The 22,634-nt window shown below is 39.5% G+C and carries 21 protein-coding genes; 1 reads left to right on the forward strand and 20 read right to left on the reverse strand.

Annotated features, from left to right (window positions below; genetic code table 11):
* Positions 1–25: 25 nt before the first annotated feature.
* From ftsA to NSQ44_RS11305, 19 genes are all read right to left on the reverse strand, one after another.
* Positions 26–1,312 carry a cell division protein FtsA gene (ftsA, locus tag NSQ44_RS11215; RefSeq protein ID WP_063388490.1) on the reverse strand — a complete coding sequence of 429 codons (1,287 nt, stop codon included), beginning with the start codon at positions 1,310–1,312 and terminating at the stop codon, positions 26–28.
* Positions 1,313–1,441: 129 nt separating this feature from the next.
* On the reverse strand, positions 1,442–1,813 hold the full coding sequence (locus NSQ44_RS11220; protein WP_063388491.1) for a small basic family protein: 372 nt from the start codon (positions 1,811–1,813) through the stop codon (positions 1,442–1,444).
* A gap of 2 nt (positions 1,814–1,815) precedes the next feature.
* Positions 1,816–2,538 carry a DUF881 domain-containing protein gene (locus NSQ44_RS11225; protein ID WP_232515562.1) on the reverse strand — a complete coding sequence of 241 codons (723 nt, stop codon included), beginning with the start codon at positions 2,536–2,538 and terminating at the stop codon, positions 1,816–1,818.
* Positions 2,539–2,587: 49 nt separating this feature from the next.
* The gene (locus NSQ44_RS11230; protein WP_063388492.1) at positions 2,588–3,295 is read right to left on the reverse strand and encodes a DUF881 domain-containing protein; all 708 of its coding nucleotides are present in this window, start codon (positions 3,293–3,295) and stop codon (positions 2,588–2,590) included.
* Complete coding sequence (locus tag NSQ44_RS11235; RefSeq protein WP_063388493.1) at positions 3,282–4,073, reverse strand: cell division protein FtsQ/DivIB; 792 nt, start codon at positions 4,071–4,073, stop codon at positions 3,282–3,284. The genes NSQ44_RS11230 and NSQ44_RS11235 overlap by 14 nt, the downstream gene beginning before the upstream one ends.
* A gap of 172 nt (positions 4,074–4,245) precedes the next feature.
* Positions 4,246–5,157 (reverse strand): UDP-N-acetylmuramate dehydrogenase, encoded by a 912-nt coding sequence (gene murB / locus NSQ44_RS11240; RefSeq protein ID WP_066251810.1) that lies wholly within the window; start codon positions 5,155–5,157, stop codon positions 4,246–4,248.
* Between the two features lie 16 nt (positions 5,158–5,173).
* Entirely contained in the window at positions 5,174–6,280 is a 1,107-nt protein-coding gene (murG, locus tag NSQ44_RS11245) for an undecaprenyldiphospho-muramoylpentapeptide beta-N-acetylglucosaminyltransferase (RefSeq protein WP_066251813.1), read from the reverse strand.
* Between the two features lie 110 nt (positions 6,281–6,390).
* Positions 6,391–7,491 carry a stage V sporulation protein E gene (spoVE, locus tag NSQ44_RS11250; protein WP_063388496.1) on the reverse strand — a complete coding sequence of 367 codons (1,101 nt, stop codon included), beginning with the start codon at positions 7,489–7,491 and terminating at the stop codon, positions 6,391–6,393.
* Positions 7,492–7,532: 41 nt separating this feature from the next.
* A complete protein-coding gene (murD, locus tag NSQ44_RS11255) occupies positions 7,533–8,888 on the reverse strand; it encodes a UDP-N-acetylmuramoyl-L-alanine--D-glutamate ligase (protein ID WP_395994399.1) in 1,356 nt (451 codons plus the stop codon).
* Positions 8,889–9,863, reverse strand: a complete 975-nt coding sequence (mraY, locus tag NSQ44_RS11260) for a phospho-N-acetylmuramoyl-pentapeptide-transferase (RefSeq protein WP_066251816.1) — start codon at positions 9,861–9,863, stop codon at positions 8,889–8,891.
* A gap of 102 nt (positions 9,864–9,965) precedes the next feature.
* Positions 9,966–11,444, reverse strand: coding sequence for a UDP-N-acetylmuramoyl-L-alanyl-D-glutamate--2,6-diaminopimelate ligase (locus tag NSQ44_RS11265; RefSeq protein WP_066251819.1), 1,479 nt, complete (start codon positions 11,442–11,444; stop codon positions 9,966–9,968).
* Between the two features lie 109 nt (positions 11,445–11,553).
* The gene (locus NSQ44_RS11270; protein ID WP_066251821.1) at positions 11,554–13,491 is read right to left on the reverse strand and encodes a stage V sporulation protein D; all 1,938 of its coding nucleotides are present in this window, start codon (positions 13,489–13,491) and stop codon (positions 11,554–11,556) included.
* A gap of 148 nt (positions 13,492–13,639) precedes the next feature.
* Positions 13,640–15,796: a penicillin-binding protein gene (locus tag NSQ44_RS11275; RefSeq protein WP_066251824.1), complete on the reverse strand. Its 2,157-nt coding sequence runs from the start codon at positions 15,794–15,796 to the stop codon at positions 13,640–13,642.
* Between the two features lie 5 nt (positions 15,797–15,801).
* Positions 15,802–16,161 (reverse strand): cell division protein FtsL, encoded by a 360-nt coding sequence (ftsL, locus tag NSQ44_RS11280; protein WP_063388501.1) that lies wholly within the window; start codon positions 16,159–16,161, stop codon positions 15,802–15,804.
* Positions 16,162–16,171: 10 nt separating this feature from the next.
* Entirely contained in the window at positions 16,172–17,107 is a 936-nt protein-coding gene (rsmH, locus tag NSQ44_RS11285) for a 16S rRNA (cytosine(1402)-N(4))-methyltransferase RsmH (protein ID WP_094246095.1), read from the reverse strand.
* Positions 17,108–17,161: 54 nt separating this feature from the next.
* The gene (gene mraZ, locus NSQ44_RS11290; RefSeq protein ID WP_063388503.1) at positions 17,162–17,593 is read right to left on the reverse strand and encodes a division/cell wall cluster transcriptional repressor MraZ; all 432 of its coding nucleotides are present in this window, start codon (positions 17,591–17,593) and stop codon (positions 17,162–17,164) included.
* 123 nt (positions 17,594–17,716) lie between these two features.
* Positions 17,717–19,372, reverse strand: coding sequence for a bacillithiol biosynthesis cysteine-adding enzyme BshC (bshC, locus tag NSQ44_RS11295; RefSeq protein ID WP_340857075.1), 1,656 nt, complete (start codon positions 19,370–19,372; stop codon positions 17,717–17,719).
* 66 nt (positions 19,373–19,438) lie between these two features.
* Positions 19,439–19,822 carry a DUF3397 family protein gene (locus tag NSQ44_RS11300; protein WP_340857076.1) on the reverse strand — a complete coding sequence of 128 codons (384 nt, stop codon included), beginning with the start codon at positions 19,820–19,822 and terminating at the stop codon, positions 19,439–19,441.
* Complete coding sequence (locus NSQ44_RS11305) at positions 19,822–20,706, reverse strand: 2-dehydropantoate 2-reductase (RefSeq protein WP_340857077.1); 885 nt, start codon at positions 20,704–20,706, stop codon at positions 19,822–19,824. The genes NSQ44_RS11300 and NSQ44_RS11305 overlap by 1 nt, the downstream gene beginning before the upstream one ends.
* Before the next feature lie 187 nt (positions 20,707–20,893).
* On the opposite strand from NSQ44_RS11305, the gene NSQ44_RS11310 reads away from it, so the two are divergent.
* The gene (locus NSQ44_RS11310; protein ID WP_063388507.1) at positions 20,894–21,373 is read left to right on the forward strand and encodes an N-acetyltransferase; all 480 of its coding nucleotides are present in this window, start codon (positions 20,894–20,896) and stop codon (positions 21,371–21,373) included.
* 149 nt (positions 21,374–21,522) lie between these two features.
* On the opposite strand, the gene NSQ44_RS11315 is transcribed toward NSQ44_RS11310, so the two are convergent.
* Positions 21,523–22,065, reverse strand: coding sequence for an RsfA family transcriptional regulator (locus NSQ44_RS11315; protein WP_340857078.1), 543 nt, complete (start codon positions 22,063–22,065; stop codon positions 21,523–21,525).
* Positions 22,066–22,634: the final 569 nt, after the last annotated feature.

A 22,634-nucleotide genomic window follows, 5' to 3' on the forward strand; every position in this document is an offset into this window, starting at 1 on the left:
TCCATCAATGCTCTATTGACGAAATTTATTCGAAAAAGTACCCAAAAAATTTCTTCACTCTGCTCATTTTTTCTTCATTTTGACGCTTCGTTTTTTGCTTTAAAGTCACTTCATTCGCTTCACTCGGAACAGTTTGCTTAATCTGTTCCACCTCCACCTTCGATCCAATCCGTCTCCCTTGAATTTTTGCATTTTTGTAGGCAAACTGGATGAGACCGACACCTGTCATGTATTGAGGATTTCTAACACCTATGTAGTCGGGGCTAGCAATCCGAACATTGTGGGCGAGTACAGTTTGAGCAAGTTCAAGCACACCAGGAATGTTTGCACTTCCGCCAGTTAACACGAAACCTCCGGGCAATTCCCTGAAGCCCAGTTTTGCAATTTCTTGAGCTACAAGCAGAAAAATTTCCTCCATTCTAGCCTCAATAATATCAGCTATTTGAAGCTGATTGAATTTTTGCATTTTATCGCTGCCTATAATCGGAACATCAAACACCTCGTCTTCAGATGCATGATCATAAAAGGCATGTCCATGTTTAATTTTAATTTTTTCAGCATTTTCTGTGGAAGTTCTAAGACCAATTGATAAATCGTTGGTAATGTGTTCTCCCCCAACCGGTAGAACGGAAGTTGTTTTTAACTCTCCGTTTTCAAAAACTGCAATGGTAGTGGATCCCCCGCCAATATCGATAAGAGCTACGCCTAAATTTTTTTCGTCTTTGGATAAAGCAACTGAACCACATGCGAGAGGCTGAAGTGCAATATCCGTAATTTCAAGGCCTGCACGTTCAACGCAGCGCAGTAAATTATGTAGAATAGTTTTTGATCCGGTGATGAGCAGCCCTTCCATTTCCAGCCTTACTCCCAACATTCCCCTTGGATCATGTATCCCGTCAAGACCGTCTACAATAAACTGCTTCGGAATGCAATCTATAATTTCCCGATCTGGGGGAATGGATAAAACTTGTGCAGCTTCAATGACACGCCTTACATCTTCATTTTGAATTTCTCGGTTTTCACTTGAAACTGCCACTACTCCTTGACAATCTTGAAGTTTTACATGAGAGCCGCTCACACCGACAACAACTTTATGGAGGGGCATGCCGATCATTCTTTCCGCTTGTTCCACAGCCTTTTTAATAGAATGAACGGTTTCATCTATATCAACAATTGATCCTTTTTTTAAGCCTTTTGATTTCACATTACCAACACCAATAACGTTTAACGATTCATCCATCATTTCGCCAATGATTACTTTTACATTGGATGTACCGATGTCAAGACTGACAAATATTTCATTGCTGTTCAATGCTTTTGGCACCTCCTTATCCAATACTACTATTCTATTACGTCCAATAGAACAATACAATGAAACGAACGTTACATATTTGTTTCAATTTGTATATGTGTAAATTCAACACTTGATCTATTTTCCCTTTTAAAAGTTGGATTTTTTTTTGTGCGTATTTCTGCCGCTGTTCCATTTTGCGATTAAAATTCTGCGAATAACCGCTATATTTTGGAAAAGCCGAACTCCAAAAGCAAACATTGCTACTAAATACAAGTCTACACCAAGATGAACGCCGAGAAAAGCTAAACTTGCAGCTAAAAGTATATTAAAAAAGAATCCGGAAACAAACACAAGCTCATCATAAGAATTTTGCAAGTATGCCCGGAATCCCCCGAACAGAGTATCAAGCGCAGCAAGTATGGCTATTGATAAATAGTTGGAATATTCATCTGGAATTTGAATGTTGCTGTACAGACCTAAGATGATACCTAAAAGAATTCCGATAACCGGGAGCCACATAACTAATTCCCTTCCTTTTCATCTTTAAGAGGTGCCATATTTTGAATGCGGATCGATTTTTCATAAGGCGGTATAATTAGCTGTTTCTGCGGTGCAGATACGGTCAATTTCAAATTATCAATCGCAAAATCGTCTTTCAATGCAGATCCATTTATTTTACTGTAAAGTTTTTCAGCGTCGTTTGATAAAATTTTGATTTCAATCGGGTAAGTGTTCAGACTGTTTCCGTCAATTTTCGTTATTCCGTTAATATCGCGGATAACGGTTGTGTTGACAACTCTGTATCCGTTTATTGAAATTTCTTTTGCTTCATAAGAGTTCACTTCATTGATCAGACGCTTTAAAAGCTCTGGCGAAATCGGCTGAATAGGTTTTCCGAGCAGGTTGCTGTCAAACAAAGGCTCAACTGTGAGAACGACACCCTCACCTTTTACTTCGGTTAAACCCGCTTTCGCCTTCAGCTCTTCTAAAGTATCTTTCAACGCTTTTTCAGGACTTTCGTTTTTTTCCATTTCCCTTTGCATTTGGTCATATTTGCGGATTTCTTCTAACAATTCCACTTGAAGCTTTTGTTCTCTTTTTAAATCTTCACGGAGCTCCCACATATCCCTCGTATCACGCTCGTCCGGTTCTTCTATGGATCGATATTGCACGCCAAGCATAAACCCAAAAATTGTTGTAATGATGGAAAATGTAAAGGCAAATTTCCATTTTGGTTTAATCAATCGTCCATCACCTTTCTTTTTTCTAGAGCTAGGTTAGCTAGGGTTTCCGCTAATCATCCAGTTCATTTGACAAATAGGGCCCCATTTTAATTTCTTTTTTCTTTTCCACCTTTACAACAATATTTTCATAGGCAAGCTGATCCAAAACGCCTCCTGCAATGTTTAGCGCCTGCGTCAATACCTCAGCATCTCCGATGGCAGAAATAACAAATGGAGCGGGAAATTGGTTTCCATCTACCGTTACGACGGGGCCGTTACAGATGATATAAGAATGATGGAATATTCTTTGTCCGTTGATCGCTACAGCGGTCGCACCTGAAATGAGCAATTCATTCACAACTTTAAAGATGTGGCTTTCATGAACAATATAATTGTTCACATTTTCCCCTTCTGGAACATAAGAAGAGTCTTCGAGCGTCACTTCAATCCCTTCGCCGACAACCCCTACCTCTCCTACAAACATCCTCAATTTTTCAACATCTTCAACTAAGTTATAATAAAGCTCTTTCTCTTTTTTCAATTGCTCTTCAATTTCTGTAACTTTTTTTTGTTTTTGAAAAAGCTCCTCCTGGAGCTTCCGGTTTGTTTCTTCTTGATTGATCAGCAGCTTTCTTGTTTCATATTCTTTTTCCCACTGTTCTGGTGATACATTCAAATCTTTTCTTTCTTTTGTCCATTGAAAAGAATATGAAATTAAGAAACCGACGACGAGCATAATAAAAAATAACATGACATGGCTGGCATTAGCTTTCCTCATCGGCTTTGTCCCCTTTATTCTTCTGTGATCCTTTCTTGCTGTAAGGCTCAAAATAAGAACCGACTTCTAAGTGGATAATCCCTTTTACTTTCGGGTTGAGTTCTTTTACAATCATTGGATATGAACGCATTTTTTCAGCAAAAGTTTTCATAGAAGCTCTCACTTCATAGCCGTTGTTCATAAATAATGTAATTATGTACGGATCCATTTTTTCCGGCGTATAGTGAACCTCAGAAATGGAATTGGAAATGGAATGCGGAAGGTTTGTCAATTGTTCAGTCATGAGATGAGCAAATTCAGCATCGTCAAAACCGAATAAGATCGGAGCATCAGGCACTTTTACGCTTTTTTGTCCATCTAAAGTTTCCCCGTTTTCCAAAACCGGGTAAAAGGATGATCCATTGGACACGTAGGCTACTCGTTTCATTTCTTCAATTTCAATCCGAATGGTGTGAGGGAAAATTTTGACTATGTTCGCACCTTTCACTTCTTTATGTTTTTTCAAGGCTTTGATCGTTTTTTCTTTATTAACACTCCAAAAATTCGTCTGTTGATCGATACCGGAAAGCGAAATGATTTCATCGCTGGGAACATTGACATTTCCGCTCACTTCTACGTTTTTCACTTTGCTTAACGGCGTTTCTAAATAAATAATTAATAAAATAAGCAAGGAGAAGGTGAGAATAAATAGTATAAATCTCCTATTTGCCTTTTGTTTGCGCTGCTGCTTGAGCTTCGGTATCCGATCCTCGATTGAAACGATTTTTTCTTTTTCCAAGTCTATGTTCACCCCATCCTAGATTCATTGAATCCAGGTTTAATATATAAGCTTGTCCAAAAGGAGCAAAAAATGTTTAAAGGTGAAAAAACGGCAATAGCATGCCGTTTTAAAAAAATCTTGTTGAAATATTATAACATAATGTACAAGCTGAAAGGGAGAAAGATTTTTCCTATTTATTCCTTCCAACAATTTCAACTTCCGTTTCCATTTTGATTTGGAATTGCTCGTAAATCGTCTTTTTTACAAAATCGATGAGGGCCAGAACATCTGAAGCTGTTGCATTGTCTTCATTGACAATAAAATTCCCGTGCATCTCCGATATTTTTGCGCCTCCGATTTTGTAGCCTTTTAAGCCGGCTTTTTCAATGAGCTGACCAGCATAATGAGGAAGGGGGTTTCGGAAAATGCTTCCTGCGCAAGGATGGTTCCAAGGTTGTGTTTCACGGCGATATTCTTTATTTTTTTGCATCGTGGATACGATGCTGTCTCTATCTCCTTTTTTTAATTGAAATACCGCTTCTAAACATATTCCCGGGCGCTTTTTTTGCAAGATGGAGCTGCGGTATGAAAATTCCATTTCTTTATTGGAAAGCCATTCTAATGTCCCATCTGCAAACAAAATATGCGCCTTTTTGAGAACATTTGAAATATCCGAGCCGTGCGCACCCGCATTCATATAGACCGCACCGCCTACAGATCCGGGAATGCCGCTGGCAAATTCTAAACCAGACAATCCTTTTCTGCTGATCAATGTTGACAGGCTGACTAATGAATAGCCTCCCCCTACTGTGATCTCCTCATCTTGAATGGTTAAATGGCTGATGCCGTTTCCTAATTTAATTACGACCCCGGCAATTCCTTCATCTAAAACAAGTAAATTGGATCCTCTCCCTATTACGCGCCAATCTGCATGATGCTTTTTGATGATTTCCATTGTTTTCATTAAGCCTTCAATGCTTTTTGGCTCGACAAACACATCTGCCGGTCCGCCGACTTTCATCGTTGTATGTTTTTTTAACGGCTCATTCTCAAGCACTTTTCCTACATCAGCTCGAATTAACTCTTCCAACAGCTGCTTCACATGTATCCCCCCATTTTCAAATCTTGTTATTAGCAGCGGCAAGTTCGTTCATGACTTGATAAAGCCTTTTGGCTGCATCACGAACTCCCAGTTCAAAAGAAGCTTCGCTCATGCTCTTCAACGTTTCCGGATTCAGTAAAATTTGATCGATCAACGTTAACAAACGATGCCCTGTTAAATTTTGTTCAAGCAATAAAACGGCAGCGTTTCTTTCACTGAGTGTGCGGGCATTTGCTTCTTGATGATTGGCTGTAACATACGGGCTTGGAATTAATATGCTTGGAAGACCAAGCGCTGTTATTTCCGCTAAAGTCGTAGCACCTGCTCTTGATACGATTAAATCAACTGCTGCCAGCACATCCGGCATTTGGTGGATAAACGGTTTGATAATAATATTTTTCAGCCGGCCGCAATCACCTATTTGTTCCATTATTTGCTTGTAATGAACCTCACCGGTGACATAAACAATTTGATACGGCTTTTTCGATAATTCGTCAAGGATGCTGAGGACAGATTCATTAATCGGTCTTGCCCCGCGGCTTCCTCCAAAGATGAGCACGGATTTTACATTCTCTGTTAAATTTAAAGATGATTTACCTTTTGCCCGATCGCCGCCAATCACTTCCTGCGCGCGAGGATTTCCTGTTAGAACAACTTTTTCTTCCGGAAAAAATTTTTTGGAGCTTTCAAAAGAAATGGCGACTTTATCAACATATTTTGCTAAAAATTTATTAGTCAAACCAGGCACGCTGTTTTGTTCGTGGATGATTGTCGGTATTCCGAGTCTGCTGGCTGCATAAACGACTGGTCCCGAAACATATCCTCCAGTCCCAACTACAACATCCGCCTGAAACTCTTTTAGCAGCTTTTTGCAGATGGCGAAGCTGTTGAAAAATCGATAAACTGTTTTAACATTATCAAACGACAGCTTTCGTTTAAAACCGCTAATTTTAATCGCTTTAAACGGGATCCCTTCCCGTGCCACAATCTCTTTTTCCAGTCCATTTTCCGTCCCTATATATAAAAAATTGGCATGAGGGTCATATTTTTTCACTTCTTTTATGAAAGCAAGCGCAGGATAAATATGACCGCCGGTTCCTCCTCCACTTACGACAATGTTCATTCAAAAAGCCCCCCTGAAATGTTAGAAACTTTTTATAAAACAGTTAAAAGAGGCTGAGCAAACAAGCCGAAAAGCCCCTTTTTTTTCCATATTTATCCGGATTGGAAAGCTTAATATTTTGCATATCGGCTAATATTTAAAAGCACCCCGATTGCCATCAGCATTAACGTCAGTGACGATCCTCCATAGCTTAAAAACGGAAGGGTGATGCCCGTTACAGGCATTAATCCTGTGACAACCCCGATATTGATCATCACTTGAATCGCAACCATTGCAACAATGCCGACAGCTAGCAAGCTGCCGAATAAATCAGGCGCGTTCAACGCGATTAAAATTCCCCGCCAAAGCAAAAGAGAGAATAATAAAAGCACAAGAGAACCGCCTATAAACCCCAATTCTTCCGCAACGATCGCAAAAATAAAATCTGTTTGTGGCTCGGGCAAATAAAAAAACTTTTGTCTGCTTTGACCCAATCCTAATCCGAAAAGGCCTCCAGGGCCAATTGCATAAAGCGATTGAATAATTTGAAACCCGCTCCCAAGCGGATCCTCCCATGGATTTAAGAACGAAGTGATCCTTTTCATACGATAAGGAGCTGATAACACAAGAGCGGTAAAACCGAGTGCACCTATCAATCCCAGTCCGATAAAATGGCTAATTTTCGCTCCTGCTGCAAAGATCATGACGACACATGCTCCCATCATCACCGTTGCTGTTCCTAAATCCGGCTGAAGCATAATGATCCCAAATGCTAAAAAGACTAATCCTAAGGACGGGAAAAGCCCTTTTTTAATGGTTGTTACAAATTTTTGATTTTCGGACAAAAATTTAGCCAGAAAGGCGATCATCGCTAGCTTCATAAACTCAGAAGGCTGTATGGAAAATGCCCCGACACCGATCCAGCTTCTGGAGCCATTTCGTACAACGCCAATTCCAGGAATCAACACGGCAATCAGCAAAACGAAGCATACGATTAAAAGCACCTTTGCCCACGTTCTCCATGTCCAATAGTCTATATTCATAAAAAAGAACATGGCAACAATGCCCAAGGCGGCGAACAGCAGCTGCCGCTTTGCAAAAAAGAATGCATCGTCAAATTTATACGTTGCCCATATGGCGCTTGCGCTATATACCATGATTAAACCGATCGAAAGCAGCAAAAATGTGATCAAAATTAAAATGAAATCTGGAGATTTGCTTTTTGTCGACACGCCGAACACCCCATCTTTTTTAAGCTTAAGGGTACGAGCCCTTATTTTAGCTTATGCACGGCGTTTATGAAAATGTCTCCTCTCTCTTCGAATGTTTTATATTGATCCCAGCTTGCACAGGCCGGAGAGAGCAAAATGACATCACCTATATCCGATATGCGAAACGCCGCAAAGACTGCTTGTTCCACATTATCGACATGTTCTATCAGTTCTATTCCAGCCTTCTTTGCAGCCTTCTTTATTTTTGGGGCAGTTTGTCCAAAGGTGATGACTGCTTTCACATGTTTGAAATACGGGATTAATTCATCAAATTCATTCCCCCGGTCAAGCCCTCCGGCCAGCAATACAACAGGGGATGAAAAAGCTTCGAGAGCCTTTGTTGTTGCCAAAATATTCGTGGCCTTCGAATCGTTATAAAATTTTCTTCCTGAAACTTCGCCAACATATTGCAGGCGATGCTTTACACCTGAAAACGATGCCAGCACCTTTTGAATCGCTTTGTTTCCAACATTTTTCGCCTTTACTGCACAAATAGCGGCCAAAATATTTTCTAAGTTATGCTTGCCGACAAGAGCGATATCTTTTATATCAATAATTTTTTCACCATCATACCAAATGGATTCATTTTGGATATAAGCACCATTTGATACTTCCTTATTGGTTGAAAAATAAATTTTCTTTCCGTTTGACAGTTCAGACAGACGCACAACATCTTGATCATCCGAATTGATAACCGCAACCGATTGGTCATCTTGGTTTGAAAAAATTTTCCCTTTCGCTTGCATATAATTTTCGCGAGTTCCATGATAGTCTAGATGGGCATTAAAAATATTTAACAAGACCGCGACTGAAGGTTTAAAATGAATGGTTCCTAAAAGCTGAAACGAGGATACCTCCATAACTACAATTTGTTCCTTTGTCGCTTCCTGTACAACTTCACAAGCCACATTTCCGATATTTCCTGCCAGCAGCGGCTGTTTTCCATCTGCCTTCAGCATTTCGTATATTAAAGTTGTCGTCGTCGTTTTTCCATTCGATCCAGTTATCGCAATAATTTCCGCTTCAGAAATTTGATACGCAAGCTCGACTTCGGTTATAACGGGAATATTTTGGCTCGCTGCTTTTTGTACGATCGGGTTTGTGTATGGAATGCCTGGATTTTTTACAACAATATCAATATTATGCTCCTCGAGCAATTGTTCCGGATGTTCTCCTAAAATAAGTTTGATCCCTAAACTTTCAAGTTCTTTTACATCATCATTTGCTTCGTATGGTTTCATGTCGTTTACGGTAACACGAGCACCTAGTTTATGCAATAATTTAGCGGCTCTCAAGCCGCTTTTCGCCAAACCTAATACGAGAACGTTTTGATCGACATACATTTGTACATTTTTCAATTATAACCACACCTCGATGATAATTCCTAGTATTGCAAAAAGCAAACCCATCGCCCAGAATGTCACGACGACTTTCCATTCCGACCATCCGTTTAATTCATAGTGATGGTGGAGCGGGCTCATTTTAAACACTCTTTTTCCAGTCATTTTAAAGGAAATTACTTGAATAATGACTGATAATGTTTCAATAACAAACACGCCGCCAATCACTATAAGCAAAATTTCTAATTTTGTCAAAATGGCTACAGCGACAATCGCTCCGCCTAAAGCCAATGAGCCAGTATCTCCCATGAACACTTTTGCAGGGTGAGCGTTGAACACTAAAAAGCCTAATACGGAACCGACCACTGCAACACTAAAGATGGCGATATCATATTGACTATTGTTCCATGCCAATACAGCAAATGCTCCGAAAGCAATTGCAGCGCAGCCGGATAACAATCCATCGAGACCGTCGGTCAAATTGACGGCATTTGAGCCACCTACAAGCATAAACAAAATAAGAACCGGGTAGAGCCAGCCAAGATCAAAAGAAAGTTCCGTCCCCGGCAATCGAATTTCTGTAGAGAACTCAAATTGATTTAAAACAAAATAAAAAATAACCGCAACAATGATTTGACCGATTAATTTTTGTTTTGAAGTCAGACCGAGATTTCTTTTTAACACCACTTTAATCATATCGTCTAAAAATCCAAGGAGTCCGTAACCGATCGTTACAAACAACAGCAAAAACGTTTCGATCCCCGGTTTCGAAAATTTATTGGTCATGACAATAGTGGTGATAATGATGGATAACATAATCATGACTCCGCCCATCGTCGGAGTTCCGGATTTTTTTTGGTGGGATTTTGGTCCTTCATCCCGAATACTTTGGCCAAATTTCAGCCTTCTTAAAAATGGAATAAAAATGGGAGAAAGTAATACACTGATTAAAAAGCCCATTAAGATGGTAAAAAGCACGACTTGTTCTAGCATTGATACTTCCTCCTCCCACCAAAACCAACATTTGCCTTTATATCCATATGATTATTGATGTTAAACCATTCCAATTTCATAACAAATCCTCTTCCTGCTTGATTATTTATTCTCTTTCAATTGAATAGCGCGAATAGCCACTTTTCGATCATCGAAGTCAAATTTTTTGTCCCCGATTTGTTGATATGTTTCATGGCCTTTTCCTGCAATGACGACGACATCTCCTTCTTCTGCATTGCTGATTGCAAATTGGATGGCTTCCTCTCGATCGACAATTGAATGAAAAGGTTCTCCGTCGACACCAGCTGTCATATCTTTTAATATTTGATGTGGATCTTCATTTCTAGGGTTGTCGGAAGTAAAAATTGGAATGTCCGCCCACTGAACAGCAATTTTCGCCATAAGCGGACGCTTCGTTCGATCGCGGTCTCCTCCGCAGCCAACGACTAAAATGACTTTCTTTTTGGCAAGCTCCTTCACCGTTTTCAATAAATTGTCCAAGCTGTCTGGTGTGTGTGCATAGTCAATAATGACGGAAAAATTTTGTCCGCAATCTACTAACTCAAATCGGCCGCGCACACCTTCCATCGATTCGACCGCTTCGATGATCTTTTCGATCTCAACTCCTGAAACTAAAGAAGCCGCAATAGCAGCAAGAACATTATAAACGCTGAATTTCCCGACTAAATTCATTTGTACAGGAAATGTACCTTCAGGAGTAACGAGGAGAAAAGAAGTCCCGCTTGCATTCATTTTCAATTCTTTCGCCATAATCTCACATTCGTTTTCAATTCCATATGTAACGATATGGGAAGAAGTCATATGTCTGTAATAGTCAGAGGCTGGATCATCACCATTCAATATAGAAAATTTTGGATGATCATGATCATATTTATTTCCGAGCTGAGCAAACAATAATCCTTTCGCATTTCGATATTCTTCCATTGTTTGGTGATAGTCTAAATGGTCTTGGGTGAGATTCGTAAATACTGCAACATCAAAATCACAGCCGTGGACTCGTCCCATATGCAGCGCATGAGAGGAAACCTCCATACTGGCGTGGGTCACGTTCTCCTCGATCATCTTTTTAAATGTTTTTTGCAGGGTTAAGCTGTCAGGCGTTGTATTTTTTACTTCGTATTGTTGATCATTTATTTTTGTATACATTGTTCCGATTAAACCGGTTTTATAGCCGGCATTGCGAAAAATATGATCAATCAGATGAGTCGTAGTCGTTTTTCCGTTCGTGCCCGTGACACCGATGAGGTGAAGCTTATGTGTTGGCTGGTCATAAAAATAATCAGCAAGCACAGCCATTGCCCGTTTTGTATCATTTACGACAATTACCGGGATATCACCCGGCAGATGATTCAGCGGTTTTTCTGATAACAGAGCGGCCGCGCCTTTTTTTACAGCTTCTAAAGCAAACTCATGACCGTCTACCGTAAAGCCTTTGATGCAAATAAATAAGCTTCCTTCCTTCACAGCACGCGAATCCATTTCCAATGAAGTAATCTCAGGATTCCCATTACCATAACGTTTATAATGATGTAGAGCAGTGAGAATTGCATCTAATTTCATAACGATAATCCTTTCTCAAAAAAACATTCTCCATTATTTTATCTTAGCTTAAAATGAGCGACAAGGGCTTTTCAAAAGCAGTTGTTTCAAAAAGCCCTTTTTTAGAAAATTATTCGTCTGCTGCCGCCTCGTCTCCTAATAAAATTCGTACAGTAGATCCTTCTTTTACCTTTACGCCTGCTTTTGGCGATTGTTGAACGACTACCTTGCCGTCGCCGTTTACATCAAGTTTTAAATTCACAAGCTGTTCAGCGAGCTCTTGTTTTGAGAGTCCTAAAACGTCCGGTACTGTGACGAACTTTTCATCCAGCCAAGTTTCCTTTTTTTCCATTTGCTTCGTTCTAGGCTTCACACCGAGCTGTCGGAGACTGTCTTTTATGATTGTTCCTACAATTGGCGCGGCAACAACACCGCCAAATTGCACCGTTCCCTTTGGATTATCAACGGCGACATAAACAACTATTTGAGGGTTGTCTGCAGGTGCAAAACCAATAAACGATACAATATGATTATTTGTCAAATATCCTCCGCCGGGAGCAGCTTTTTGCGCAGTCCCCGTTTTTCCTCCGACCCGATACCCTTCAACAAACGCTCCTCTTCCTGTACCTTTTGCAACAACACTTTCAAGAGCAGCGCGAATTTGTTTGGATGTTTCCTCGGAAATAACGCGTCTTTTCGCCTCAGGAGTCTTTCTTGATACAACATCTCCCGTATCCGGGTCAATCCATTCTTTTGCGATATTCGGTGTATATAAAACACCGCCGTTGATCGCGGCTGAAACAGCGGCCACTTGCTGGATCGGCGTTACAGAGACCCCTTGGCCGAACGCTGTGGTCGCAAGCTCGACAGGTCCAACCTGACTTTCTTGAAATAGAATGCCGCTTCCTTCACCTGCTAAATCAATCCCCGTTTTTTCACCAAAGCCAAATTTTTTAATATATTCAAACAAAGTCGATGTTCCCAGCCTTTGTCCAAGTTCAACAAATCCCGGGTTGCATGAATTTTGAACAACTTCAAGAAACGTCTGATCCCCATGTCCGCCTTTTTTCCAACATCTTAATGTCGCACCGGCAACTTTTACATAACCCGGGTCGTAAAAATGCTCTCTATAAAGATCAACCTTCTTTTCTTCAAGAGCGGCTGCTAACGTGATAATTTTAAATGTTGATCCAGGTTCATACGTGCTCCAGATCGGCAAATTTCGGTTATAAACTTTCGGATCGACATGCTGATATTTTGTCGGATCAAATGTCGGTCTTGATGCCATGCCTAAAATTTCTCCGTTGTTCGGATTCATGGCAATGGCAATTATTCCGTCCGGATTGTATTTCGATTCGGCAATGTCCAATTCCCTTTCGATGATCGATTGAATTTTTGCATCAATCGTCAACTTTAAATTCAAGCCGTCCACAGGAGGCATATATTCCTCCACTTCATTTGGCATTCTTTTTCCTTTAGCATCAGAATAAAATTTAACATATCCTTTTTGGCCTTTCAATTGCCGATCATAATATAATTCAAGTCCGCTTAGCCCTTGATTGTCTATCCCTGTAAAGCCCAAAACGTGCGCTAAAAGGCTGTTAAACGGATAATATCTTTTAGAATCTTCGGCAATGTAAACGCCTTTTAAATTTAAACTGCGTATTTCTTGCGCTTTTTCGTCAGATATTTTCCGCCCTTCAGGATGAACACGGACAATCATTTCTTTTTTCGTTACGTATTGATAAGCTTTTTCCGTCGGCATATTTAAGACAGAAGCAAGCTTTTGAGCCGTTTCAGCTGGATTTTCGACCTGACGGGGAATGATAAAAACGCTCGGAGCACTGACATTTGTCGCAAGCTTCTCCCCATTTCTGTCCACGATTTCTCCCCGCTTTGGTTCAAAAGGGATATTTCTGCTCCATAAATCCTTGGCAAGAGAAGTTAATTGCCCGCCTAACACAAATTGGACATATCCTAGTCTTACTTCGATCACGGCGAAAATCAAAAAACCTGCCAATAGAACGAAAACGAGCCGTTTTCTTACTGTTACATTTGAAACGCGCATATATATGATAACTCCCCTCATGTAGGTTCGCTATCAAAATATATGCCTCGTCCATTTAATATAGAACAAGCTTCAAGCGGAAGCAGGCGCCCGCTTGCCAAACCGTTCCCAGATACATTTTTTTTAAAAGCGGGCTCCTATTGTGGTACTACTTAGGCTTTTTTAATTTAATAGTTAATTGATCTCCTTTTCTAATTTCAGTGCCTGGTTTAATATTTTGTGCGTTAACATATCCGCTTCCTTCATATTTCAGCTCAAGCTCCATGATGGAACACAGCTTCATCACATCCCGCAACGACCATCCGGAAATGTTCGGCATTTTCACAGCTCCGTCCGTTAGAAGAAACACTTTTTCTCTTTGGATCACCCGTGAAGTCGCGCTTGGATATTGGGAGGTGACGGTGGCTCCGCCGCCTAGAACAATTGGTTGAATTTGCTGTTTTTCGAGCTGTTGAACGGCTTGTTGAACCTGCTGGCCTTTATATTCAGGCAGTGAAACTCCGACTTCTTTTTCATTTTTAACATTTTTTTCTTCCTTCGCAGCAGCAGTTGTCGGTTCAATTTTTAAATATTCAAGACTATTTTTCATCACTGATTTAAAAATCATGGAAACAGGAGCTGAACCGGTTTCTGTCGGCTTCAACTTCGGCTGCTGAACAGCAACGTAGACAATGAGCTCTGGATTTTCTTTTGGAGCCATTCCTAAAAAGGAAAATACATAATTTTCCCGACCCGTTAAATAACGTCCTCCTTCTCCTGCTATTTGAGCTGTCCCAGTCTTCCCGGCGATGTGGTACCCCGGTATTTGAAAAGGTTTCCCTGTTCCATGTTCAGATGTCACAACAGTTTCTAAAATATCAAGCGTTTTCGCAGCAGTTTCTTTTGTGATTGGTTCGCCTTCTACCGATGGTTCCGTCTTCTTTAGCACTCGATTTGTGTCAGGGTCTACAATTTTATCGATGACATAAGGCTTCATCATCTTCCCATCGTTGGCAATAGCTGTTGCAGCTTGTACGAGCTGGATTGGTGTGAAAGCTGACGCTTGTCCAAATGCAGTCGAAATTTTATCCCTCTCCCATTTGTAATTTAATTTGCTGTTCTCTTCGTTCGGCAAATCAATACCCGTTTTTTCTAAAAACCCAAAACGATTTAAATATTGATAAAACCGCTCAAGCCCAATCTTTTTATGCGCTAATATGGCAAAACCGACATTGGATGACCGCTGAACAGCTTCATCAAACGTAATGGTGCCCCATCCGACATTGTTATGATCGTATATAGGACTTGCGCCTTTTACTTTATACATCCCGGACTTATATTTTTCGTTGCCGTTATAAACCCCTTCATTAACCGCAGCAGCTAATGTAAAAATTTTCATTGTCGAACCAGGCTCAAAACGGTAAGAAACAGCGTCATTGTAAAAATTTTGAATATCACGCTCGTTTGGATCAAAGCTTGGCCGCTGAGACATCGCTAAAATTTTCCCCGTTTTTGGGTCTGCGACAATTCCGATCATTTTCGTCGGCTGATATTGTTTTTCAGCTTCATTTAACGCATCTTCCAAAAACGTTTGAATTTTTTGGTCAATTGTTAAATAAACGTCGGCTCCGTTATTCGGCGTAACAATTTTGTCTTTGCTGCCCGGCAGCTTGTAGCCGCTTCGGTCGCTTTCATATATCACATATCCGTCTGTTTCCTGCAAATATTTATCTAAGCTTTTTTCTATCCCCAGCTGCCCGGTTGTTTTTCCCGTCTTTTCATCTCGCTTGGCGTAGCCAATCACATATGATGCAAATTTTCCGTTTGGATAAAAACGTTTTGTATCGCGAATAAAACCGATGCCGGGCAATTTAAGCTTTTCAATTTGCTGTTTTTTCGCAAAGCTGATGTTTCTTCCTTTTTCTCCGAATTCGACCTGAAACTTGTCTTTTTTCAAAATAGTTTCGATTTCTTTCTGTTTCATTCCAAGAATGGGAGCTAATTTTTCTGCCGTTTCTTCAGGATCGACAACATGATTCGGATGGTCGGGATCCGTTGTCATTTTTTCATCCAATACAGCTACTAATGTATAGGTAACAGTATCTTCAGCGAGCACGTTTCCTTTTTGATCCAATATTTGGCCGCGGCGGGCTTCAAGCATGCGCTTTTTTTCATATTTTTCTTTTGCCTTAACAGCTAGCACTTGACCATCGACAGTTCCTGTCGCTTGAATGTAGAAAAACCTCCCAAATAAGATAAAAAAGAGCAGAACAAATATTACGGATAATATTGCTGCTCCCCGATTCATATTTTTGCTTTTCTTCATCCCAATCAGTCCTGTATGCCTTTTACTTTGCTTGGATCTAATGTGAAGCCTAAGTCTTTAGCAATTTTATAAATTCTTTCAGGTCTTTTCAATTCATCGACCTGAAGGTTTAAATCACTGTTGATTTTTTCCTGATTTTCAATTTCAGCTTCGATTTTCTGCATTTCTATATTTGCTTGATACAATTTCACACTATTTGAGATAATCCAAATGGAGCATACCAGCATCAAAAATAAAAAAACAACAAATAACAGTTTCTCGCCTAATGTAATGGAGGATCTTTTTCGTTTAACAACGAGGGTTTGTTTTGCATGCTTCTTTTCTTCTTGTCGCCTTTCTTGAATTTTGACAGCTAAATTGCTCATAGAAAACCTCCTATTTTTTAATCTTTTCTGCTATACGAAGTTTAGCGGATCTCGCCCTTCGATTTTCTTCAATTTCATTTTCCGACGGCACGATCGGTTTTTTTGTTATAATTTTGATTTCTGGCAGCATTTCGTTGGGAATTATCGGTATGTTGCGTGGAATTTCTGCTTGGCTGGCAGCTTTTCTAAACGCCAGTTTGCAAATTCGATCTTCTAAAGAATGGAACGTAATGACACATATCCGCCCTTCTGGAGCTAACAGTTCAATTGCCTGACTAACCGCGCTTTCAAAAGCGGAAAGCTCGTCATTGACGGCAATTCTAATTGCTTGAAAGATGCGTTTGGCAGGATGCCCGCCTTTTCTTCTAGCGGCGGAAGGAATGGCCTCTTTTATAATTTCCGTCAGCTCGCCAGTTGTTTGTATGGTCTTTTTTTTGCGGGCAAGTTCAATTTTTCGAGCAATTTGCTTTGAAAATTTTTCTTCTCCGTATTGAAAAAAAATTTTTACAAGCTTTTCATAGGGCCAGGTGTTGACAATGGTAAAAGCGGAAAGCTCTTGGTTTTGATCCATTCTCATATCAAGAGGAGCGTCATATTGATAGCTGAAGCCTCGTTCCGGTGTGTCCAGCTGAGGCGAAGATACTCCCAAATCAAACAAAATCCCGTCTACTTGATGGACACCCCTAGAGAAAAGCTCTTCTTTTAAATGTTTAAAATTGCTTTTGATGATGGTTACTTTATCTTGGAAGGGCGCGAGTTTTTCCTTCGCAAAAGCAATTGCAGCTTCATCTTGGTCAAAGGCGTATAAATGTCCAGTTGTCAGCCTTTTAGCAATTTGTTCGCTATGGCCTGCCCCTCCTAATGTACAATCAACATAAATTCCGTCCTCTTTTATTCGTAAACCTTCAATCGCTTCATCCAGCAAAACTGTCTTATGTACAAACAATATCCAGCACCTCGTTTCCAACGGAAGAAGTTTTGATTATGGATAGGATGAACATCAAATATCAAAATCAATCATGTTTTCTGCAATTTCTTCAAATGATTCTTCTTGTTCAGCCACGTATTGCTCCCAATTTTGTTTGCTCCAAATTTCTATCCGACTGGAAACGCCGATGACGACGCATTCTTTTTCCAATTTCGCGTAAGCAAGAAGTGGAGCCGCAATGTTAATCCGTCCTTGCTTGTCCATTTCACATTCAATAGCGCCGGAAAAGAAAAATCGTGTAAAAGCTCGGGCATCTTTTTTTGTTAATGGGAGAGCTTTCAATTTCTCTTCAATCACTTTCCATTCGCTGAGGGGATATCCAAACAAGCATTGATCAAGACCTCTCGTGAGAACAAACTTCTCGCCAAGGCCTTCCCTGAATTTTGCGGGTACGATCAATCTTCCTTTTGAATCGATCGTATGTTGGTATTCTCCCATAAACATCACGTTGGCCCCACTTTCATTTCTTTTCCACCACTTCCCCCCACTTTTCACCACAAATTTATTGTACTATTAATGGACATAAAAAAAAACCCTGTATGACACAGGATTTTTCAAAAAATAGTTTTATAATTTGACAATTTTATGTTTTCCATTGAAAGTATATGTCAACTGCTGCAAATCTTTTACAAAATTCGGCCCATATTTGTTTAAATAGTAATAAATATTCCATACTCTTTCTTGCCATTGATTATTCGGTTTCAATGAATACTCAATACGCCTGAACTTTTGCAGCTCTGCTTCATATTTTGCATGTATCTTTTTTTGAACGATCCTTTCCACAAAATCTATCTGCTGTTCGATAAATTGTGCGTTTTTCCGCAATACGGGCGCTAAGCTTTGGTCGAAATCCTCTATTTTTTCTCGCAATGACCGATGAATGTCCTCAATCTCTACTTTTGCTTTCGACACATATGCGCTGACATCAAAAGGCTCCTTTTGTTTAAACCACCTATGTTTTAACGGTTCAACCCCCTGCTTAAGAACCTCTTCCAACGGCAGGTCCAATTCTAGCAAGTCCGACTCTATGTTTCTTTCTAAAATCGTCAAATGAATTCTCGGAATAACTGGCGGCACATTCATCGAGAATAAATGAAATACCCCTTTTAATTCTGCCCAATACGCAATTTCTCCTGGTCCGGCGATAAAAGCCAAAGTCGGAAGCAAATATTCCTGCATGACCGGTCTTGTCACTACATTATTGCTGAACTTCCAAGGATTCATTCTGACTTCTTCTAAAAGATCAGACAACGAAGACGTCCAATTGATTTCAGGGATCGAAAACAGATTCTTCTCTTTTTCTATGAGCAAATAGCGCTCATCTTCTATTTGATAAAACAGATTGGCGCAGTTTTCTCTCATTGTAATTGCTTGATATGGATATCCTTCTTCTTTTAAAATTTGCTGCTGCTTGACGACTTGATGATAAATGCTGTCAGTTGCCATGAGCATTTGTTCGAAATAAGATTTTTCCAATTCCCGCAATTCTTTTGATCCAGAGTTGATGAGTACAATTCCTTCATCTCCGAACATGGAGATGAGTAATCGTTCAAAAAATTCAACATAAGTGGCAGATTGGTCAAGCTCATGATACAAAGAAGCAAGCAAATGTTTCGTATATTTCGTTTCGCCAAATGCCGCAAAAACTTCTTCCAGCCAAATGCGACAAGCGTTTTTATCAATTGATAACTCCGATATCATTGTTTTTTTTCGCTGTGTTTGCATGATCGTTTTCTTTTTCAAACGCCCTCTGTCTGCCACATAGAGATGATTAATTTCGTCAAAGTCATGATCCTCCCCCGCGATCCAAAAAACGGGAACAACAGGTATGTTCAGCTTTTTCTCTTGCTCTTTCGCCAATGCCAATATGGAAATGATTTTATGTATTGTATATAAAGGTCCTGTTAAGAGTCCAGCTTGCTGACCGCCCACAACGACGACACTATTCGGATTTTTTAATTTTAAAATATTCTCCATTATCTGTTCTGTTGCGTTCAGCCGCTTATGATATTGGATTAAAACATCCGCCAGCTCATCCCTCTTATAAGTCCTTGATAAAATATCGTCATATCTTTTTTGAAATACATCTTCTTGAAATGGATCATAATCAAAATATTTTTCAACCTCTAATCGCCGATTTATATAATTGTTCACAAAAGGATTGGATTGAGGAAGGAAGAGTTCAAACGCCTCCATATCTATTAACTTCCTTTCTTCGTTCATTATCATTACCCCGACAAGAGTATAGCATGTAATATTTTCAAACAAAAAAAATTTGCTTTTTTTTATTCACATTTGATTCATTATGTACATAATCACCCCGATGATCGCCATGCTCTCAGACAGTAGAAAAAATATTAAAAAAGAGCTTCTCCACATCATTTTCAATGCTTTCATCCATTTGATCTCGTCAGTGAATACGAATTGAAGTCCAGCTGTCGCCAAAAAAAGCAGCAAATATAAACAAAGCAGCCATAAAAACGATTGATGATGCCAAATAACAGAAAGCTTGATCCAAAATGAAACGGCAAAAAATACAGCAGCCACATCCACGCTCAAAAGGAAAGATTTTTTCTTACTTTTTAATAGAATACGAAAAAGAACCAAAAACAGCAGCCACGCGGCCAATGGAAACGTCACAAAAAAGGCGATAATTCCTATAACAATTCCCATCAACGTTCCTCCCGGTTTTCCACTCCTTTAATCGCATTGTACAAAAATTCCATTGTACAAGTATGAGCACCCTTTTCTTTCCCTTTTTGAATGAGATCCCCTAATATTGAATCAATTTCTGTTTTTTTATGATGTTCAATATCCGACAGCATTGACGAACGATTGTTTTTTGTCTTTATTGCAATACTTTCAATATATTCCCATAAATCATCCTTATCATTTATTTCAAGAACATCACATACTTCGTGAAATAGCTTTTTGGCAAGCTTTGTAACATAAGGATTGCTGACGATGTGGCCATTCGGCATTCGGAATAAGGCAGTTAATGGATTAATAACTGCATTGGCGGCCAATTTTTTCAATACAACCGGCTCCCAATCCTCTTCATATTGTATCAAAAATAAAGGATCAGACGTATTTAACTGATCAATAAATTCCCGCGCCCCACCGCCGTCATACGGGCTGATGCGAATTTTCCCAATACCAGTATGGTGAACGGTATTGGGGGATTTTTTTAAGGCGCCGTGCTCTACAACACCTATATACAATTCATGTTGGGCAAGCTCTTTCATTCTGCCGATATGAGTTATGCCGTTTTGAACAAATACAATCTTTTTCGGCGGCAATTGCTTTAGATTTCCAAATAATGACGGCAGACTATATTGCTTGACAGCAATAATTAATAATTCTTCATTATATAATACATCTGCACGTGATTTTACATATGCAGTCCAAGGGCTCGGGCCTATGACATGTATCCCTTCTGTCCTTACCGAAATTGCCTGCTCTTCCGTCTTTGTATAAAGGGTAATGTCATGTTTTCGGCTAAGGTATGCCGATATTAACAAGCCTACAGCTCCTCCGCCAATTACACCGATCTTCAAGTTCTCCACCTCTCTCATATGTATCATAACAAACAAAAACTAAAAATTCTTCTTTTTCCTGAATATAATTAAAAATTGATTATATTTGCTTTTTTATTATTTTTTCAATGTTATTTTCTCTTTATGTTTAGTATAATGTGAGTGAAAAGGCGTCTATCATTATAGCGGCAATTGGGGGAGATTCGCCATGGTAAAAGTGGAAAAATTATTAGTCAATTATAAAACTTTAGAGGAATTTAAAAAATTTAAAGAATACGGTTTACAAGAATTATCCATGCTGGAGGATTTAGAAGCAAATATTATCGAAAATAACAGCGATTCGCCCTTTTACGGGATTTACTACGGAGACAAATTAATTGCCCGGATGAGTTTATATCGGGTGGATAAAAAATATGATCAATATTTTGAGCCAAAACAGGACTATCTTGAGTTATGGAAATTGGAAGTGCTTCCTGAATACCAAAGAAAAGGGTATGGAAAAGCGCTAGTTGATTTTGCCAAATCGTTCGGCTTGCCTATAAAAACAAATCCGCGTATGAAATCGGCTGGCTTTTGGGAAAAGATGGGCTTTGTCCCTGTAAAGTATGATATGAAACGAGATCGTGGAGAAAATCCTCTCGTTTGGTATCCTAACGGTGTCACTGTCAAAGAAAAGGGAGCTCATTAAAAAAGACGCTGGCAGCGTCTTTTTCAAAGTCAGAAGTCGATAGTTGATGAAACCGGCGCGCTTTGTCGGTTTCATCTATTTTTAGAATCTCCCTTTTTTCATTCCTGACCGAACTGAAACGGTCTTTTTTTATGTTTCATTTTTTCTTCCTACGCCTCTTCTTTCAATCCTGCTCGTTCCCTCACTTTTTCCATCATTTTAATAAAAGCGTAAAATTCATTTTCAATCTTTTTCAATTGTTCATGTAATTGTTCATTTTCGTTTTTAAATTCTTCTACTTTTTGTTCTAGAAAAGAGATTTTTTCACGCAAGCTTTTATTTTCTTCTTCCAACCGATTGTTCACCGGTTGGTGCTGTGTAGACTTTAAAAAAGCAATCACATCATCGATAGTGATTTCCGATCTTCCACCTGCTTCCTCATAATGAAGCAGCTTTTTTTCGGAAATTTTCTTCTCTTTTTGCTGTCTAAATTTTTTACGTTCCTGTTTCGCAAGTTCGATGTCTGTTTCATATTTTTTTCGCAAATATGAATTCCAGCGAAAACCGCATGCAGCAGCCGTTCTTGAAAGTTTCTCCGCAACGATCTCAAAAGCCTTTAGTTGTGTTCCGCCTTCGCGAATATGCTGCAAAACAATTTCTTTCAAGAGCAGATCTTCATCCTCTGTCCATGCATCTTGCCGTGACACCGCCATTTGTTCATCCCTCCGTTTTGATTTGACTTTTTCTTAAAAATGATTTTTTAAAAATAGAATGAGATGTAACAAATCAATTATTGCTTCCATTCTCTTTTCTAAATTTTGTGATGCGAGCTTTTTACCTCATCTCAACTATTTCATGCAATTTTTAATAATATATATGCCTGTAATAGAAACGATAGAAGCACAGTTTTAGTTGAAAGGAAAAAGAATGTGCTTCTTTCATTGACATTTCTTCTGCTTCCTAAAAAGTTTTTTTTGAAAATCGAGGGAGAATTGAGAGATGCATTAGTAAATTTGGAAGAAGCGGTTATTCTAATTCGGCTTTCGATATTTTCTTCACATCTTTTCCCATTCCGCCAGCAGGCAGGCTGTCAAAAAAGAGGATATTTTTTAGAGTCTAGCTTGGAGGAGATTTATGCTAAAAGGACAAATTTTCTACTCATATTCGTGAAATCGTTCGCTTAACATTAGAGGAAGGATCGTTTTCTCGGCAGCTTCATGGGGCCTTAGGAATAAAGAGGATGCACAGATTGCAGAATGGATTAAGAAATTTTCAAAGATTC

This window comes from Aeribacillus sp. FSL M8-0254 (assembly GCF_038008845.1).
In the GTDB taxonomy this organism is placed as follows: Bacteria; Bacillota; Bacilli; order Bacillales; family Aeribacillaceae; genus Aeribacillus; species Aeribacillus composti.

Coding starts and splice junctions, on each gene's coding strand:
- NSQ44_RS11220 (WP_063388491.1), bottom strand. CDS start 1,813: ATGTGGCTCCCGGTTATCGGAATTCTTTTAGGTATCATCTTAGGTCTG.
- NSQ44_RS11230 (WP_063388492.1), bottom strand. CDS start 3,295: ATGAGGAAAGCTAATGCCAGCCATGTCATGTTATTTTTTATTATGCTC.
- murG (WP_066251813.1), bottom strand. CDS start 6,280: ATGAACATTGTCGTAAGTGGAGGAGGAACCGGCGGTCATATTTATCCT.
- mraY (WP_066251816.1), bottom strand. CDS start 9,863: ATGCTAGAACAAGTCGTGCTTTTTACCATCTTAATGGGCTTTTTAATC.
- NSQ44_RS11265 (WP_066251819.1), bottom strand. CDS start 11,444: ATGAAATTAGATGCAATTCTCACTGCTCTACATCATTATAAACGTTAT.
- NSQ44_RS11270 (WP_066251821.1), bottom strand. CDS start 13,491: ATGCGCGTTTCAAATGTAACAGTAAGAAAACGGCTCGTTTTCGTTCTA.
- NSQ44_RS11275 (WP_066251824.1), bottom strand. CDS start 15,796: ATGAAGAAAAGCAAAAATATGAATCGGGGAGCAGCAATATTATCCGTA.
- ftsL (WP_063388501.1), bottom strand. CDS start 16,161: ATGAGCAATTTAGCTGTCAAAATTCAAGAAAGGCGACAAGAAGAAAAG.
- mraZ (WP_063388503.1), bottom strand. CDS start 17,593: ATGTTTATGGGAGAATACCAACATACGATCGATTCAAAAGGAAGATTG.
- bshC (WP_340857075.1), bottom strand. CDS start 19,372: ATGAACGAAGAAAGGAAGTTAATAGATATGGAGGCGTTTGAACTCTTC.
- NSQ44_RS11300 (WP_340857076.1), bottom strand. CDS start 19,822: ATGGGAATTGTTATAGGAATTATCGCCTTTTTTGTGACGTTTCCATTG.
- NSQ44_RS11310 (WP_063388507.1), top strand. CDS start 20,894: ATGGTAAAAGTGGAAAAATTATTAGTCAATTATAAAACTTTAGAGGAA.
- NSQ44_RS11315 (WP_340857078.1), bottom strand. CDS start 22,065: ATGGCGGTGTCACGGCAAGATGCATGGACAGAGGATGAAGATCTGCTC.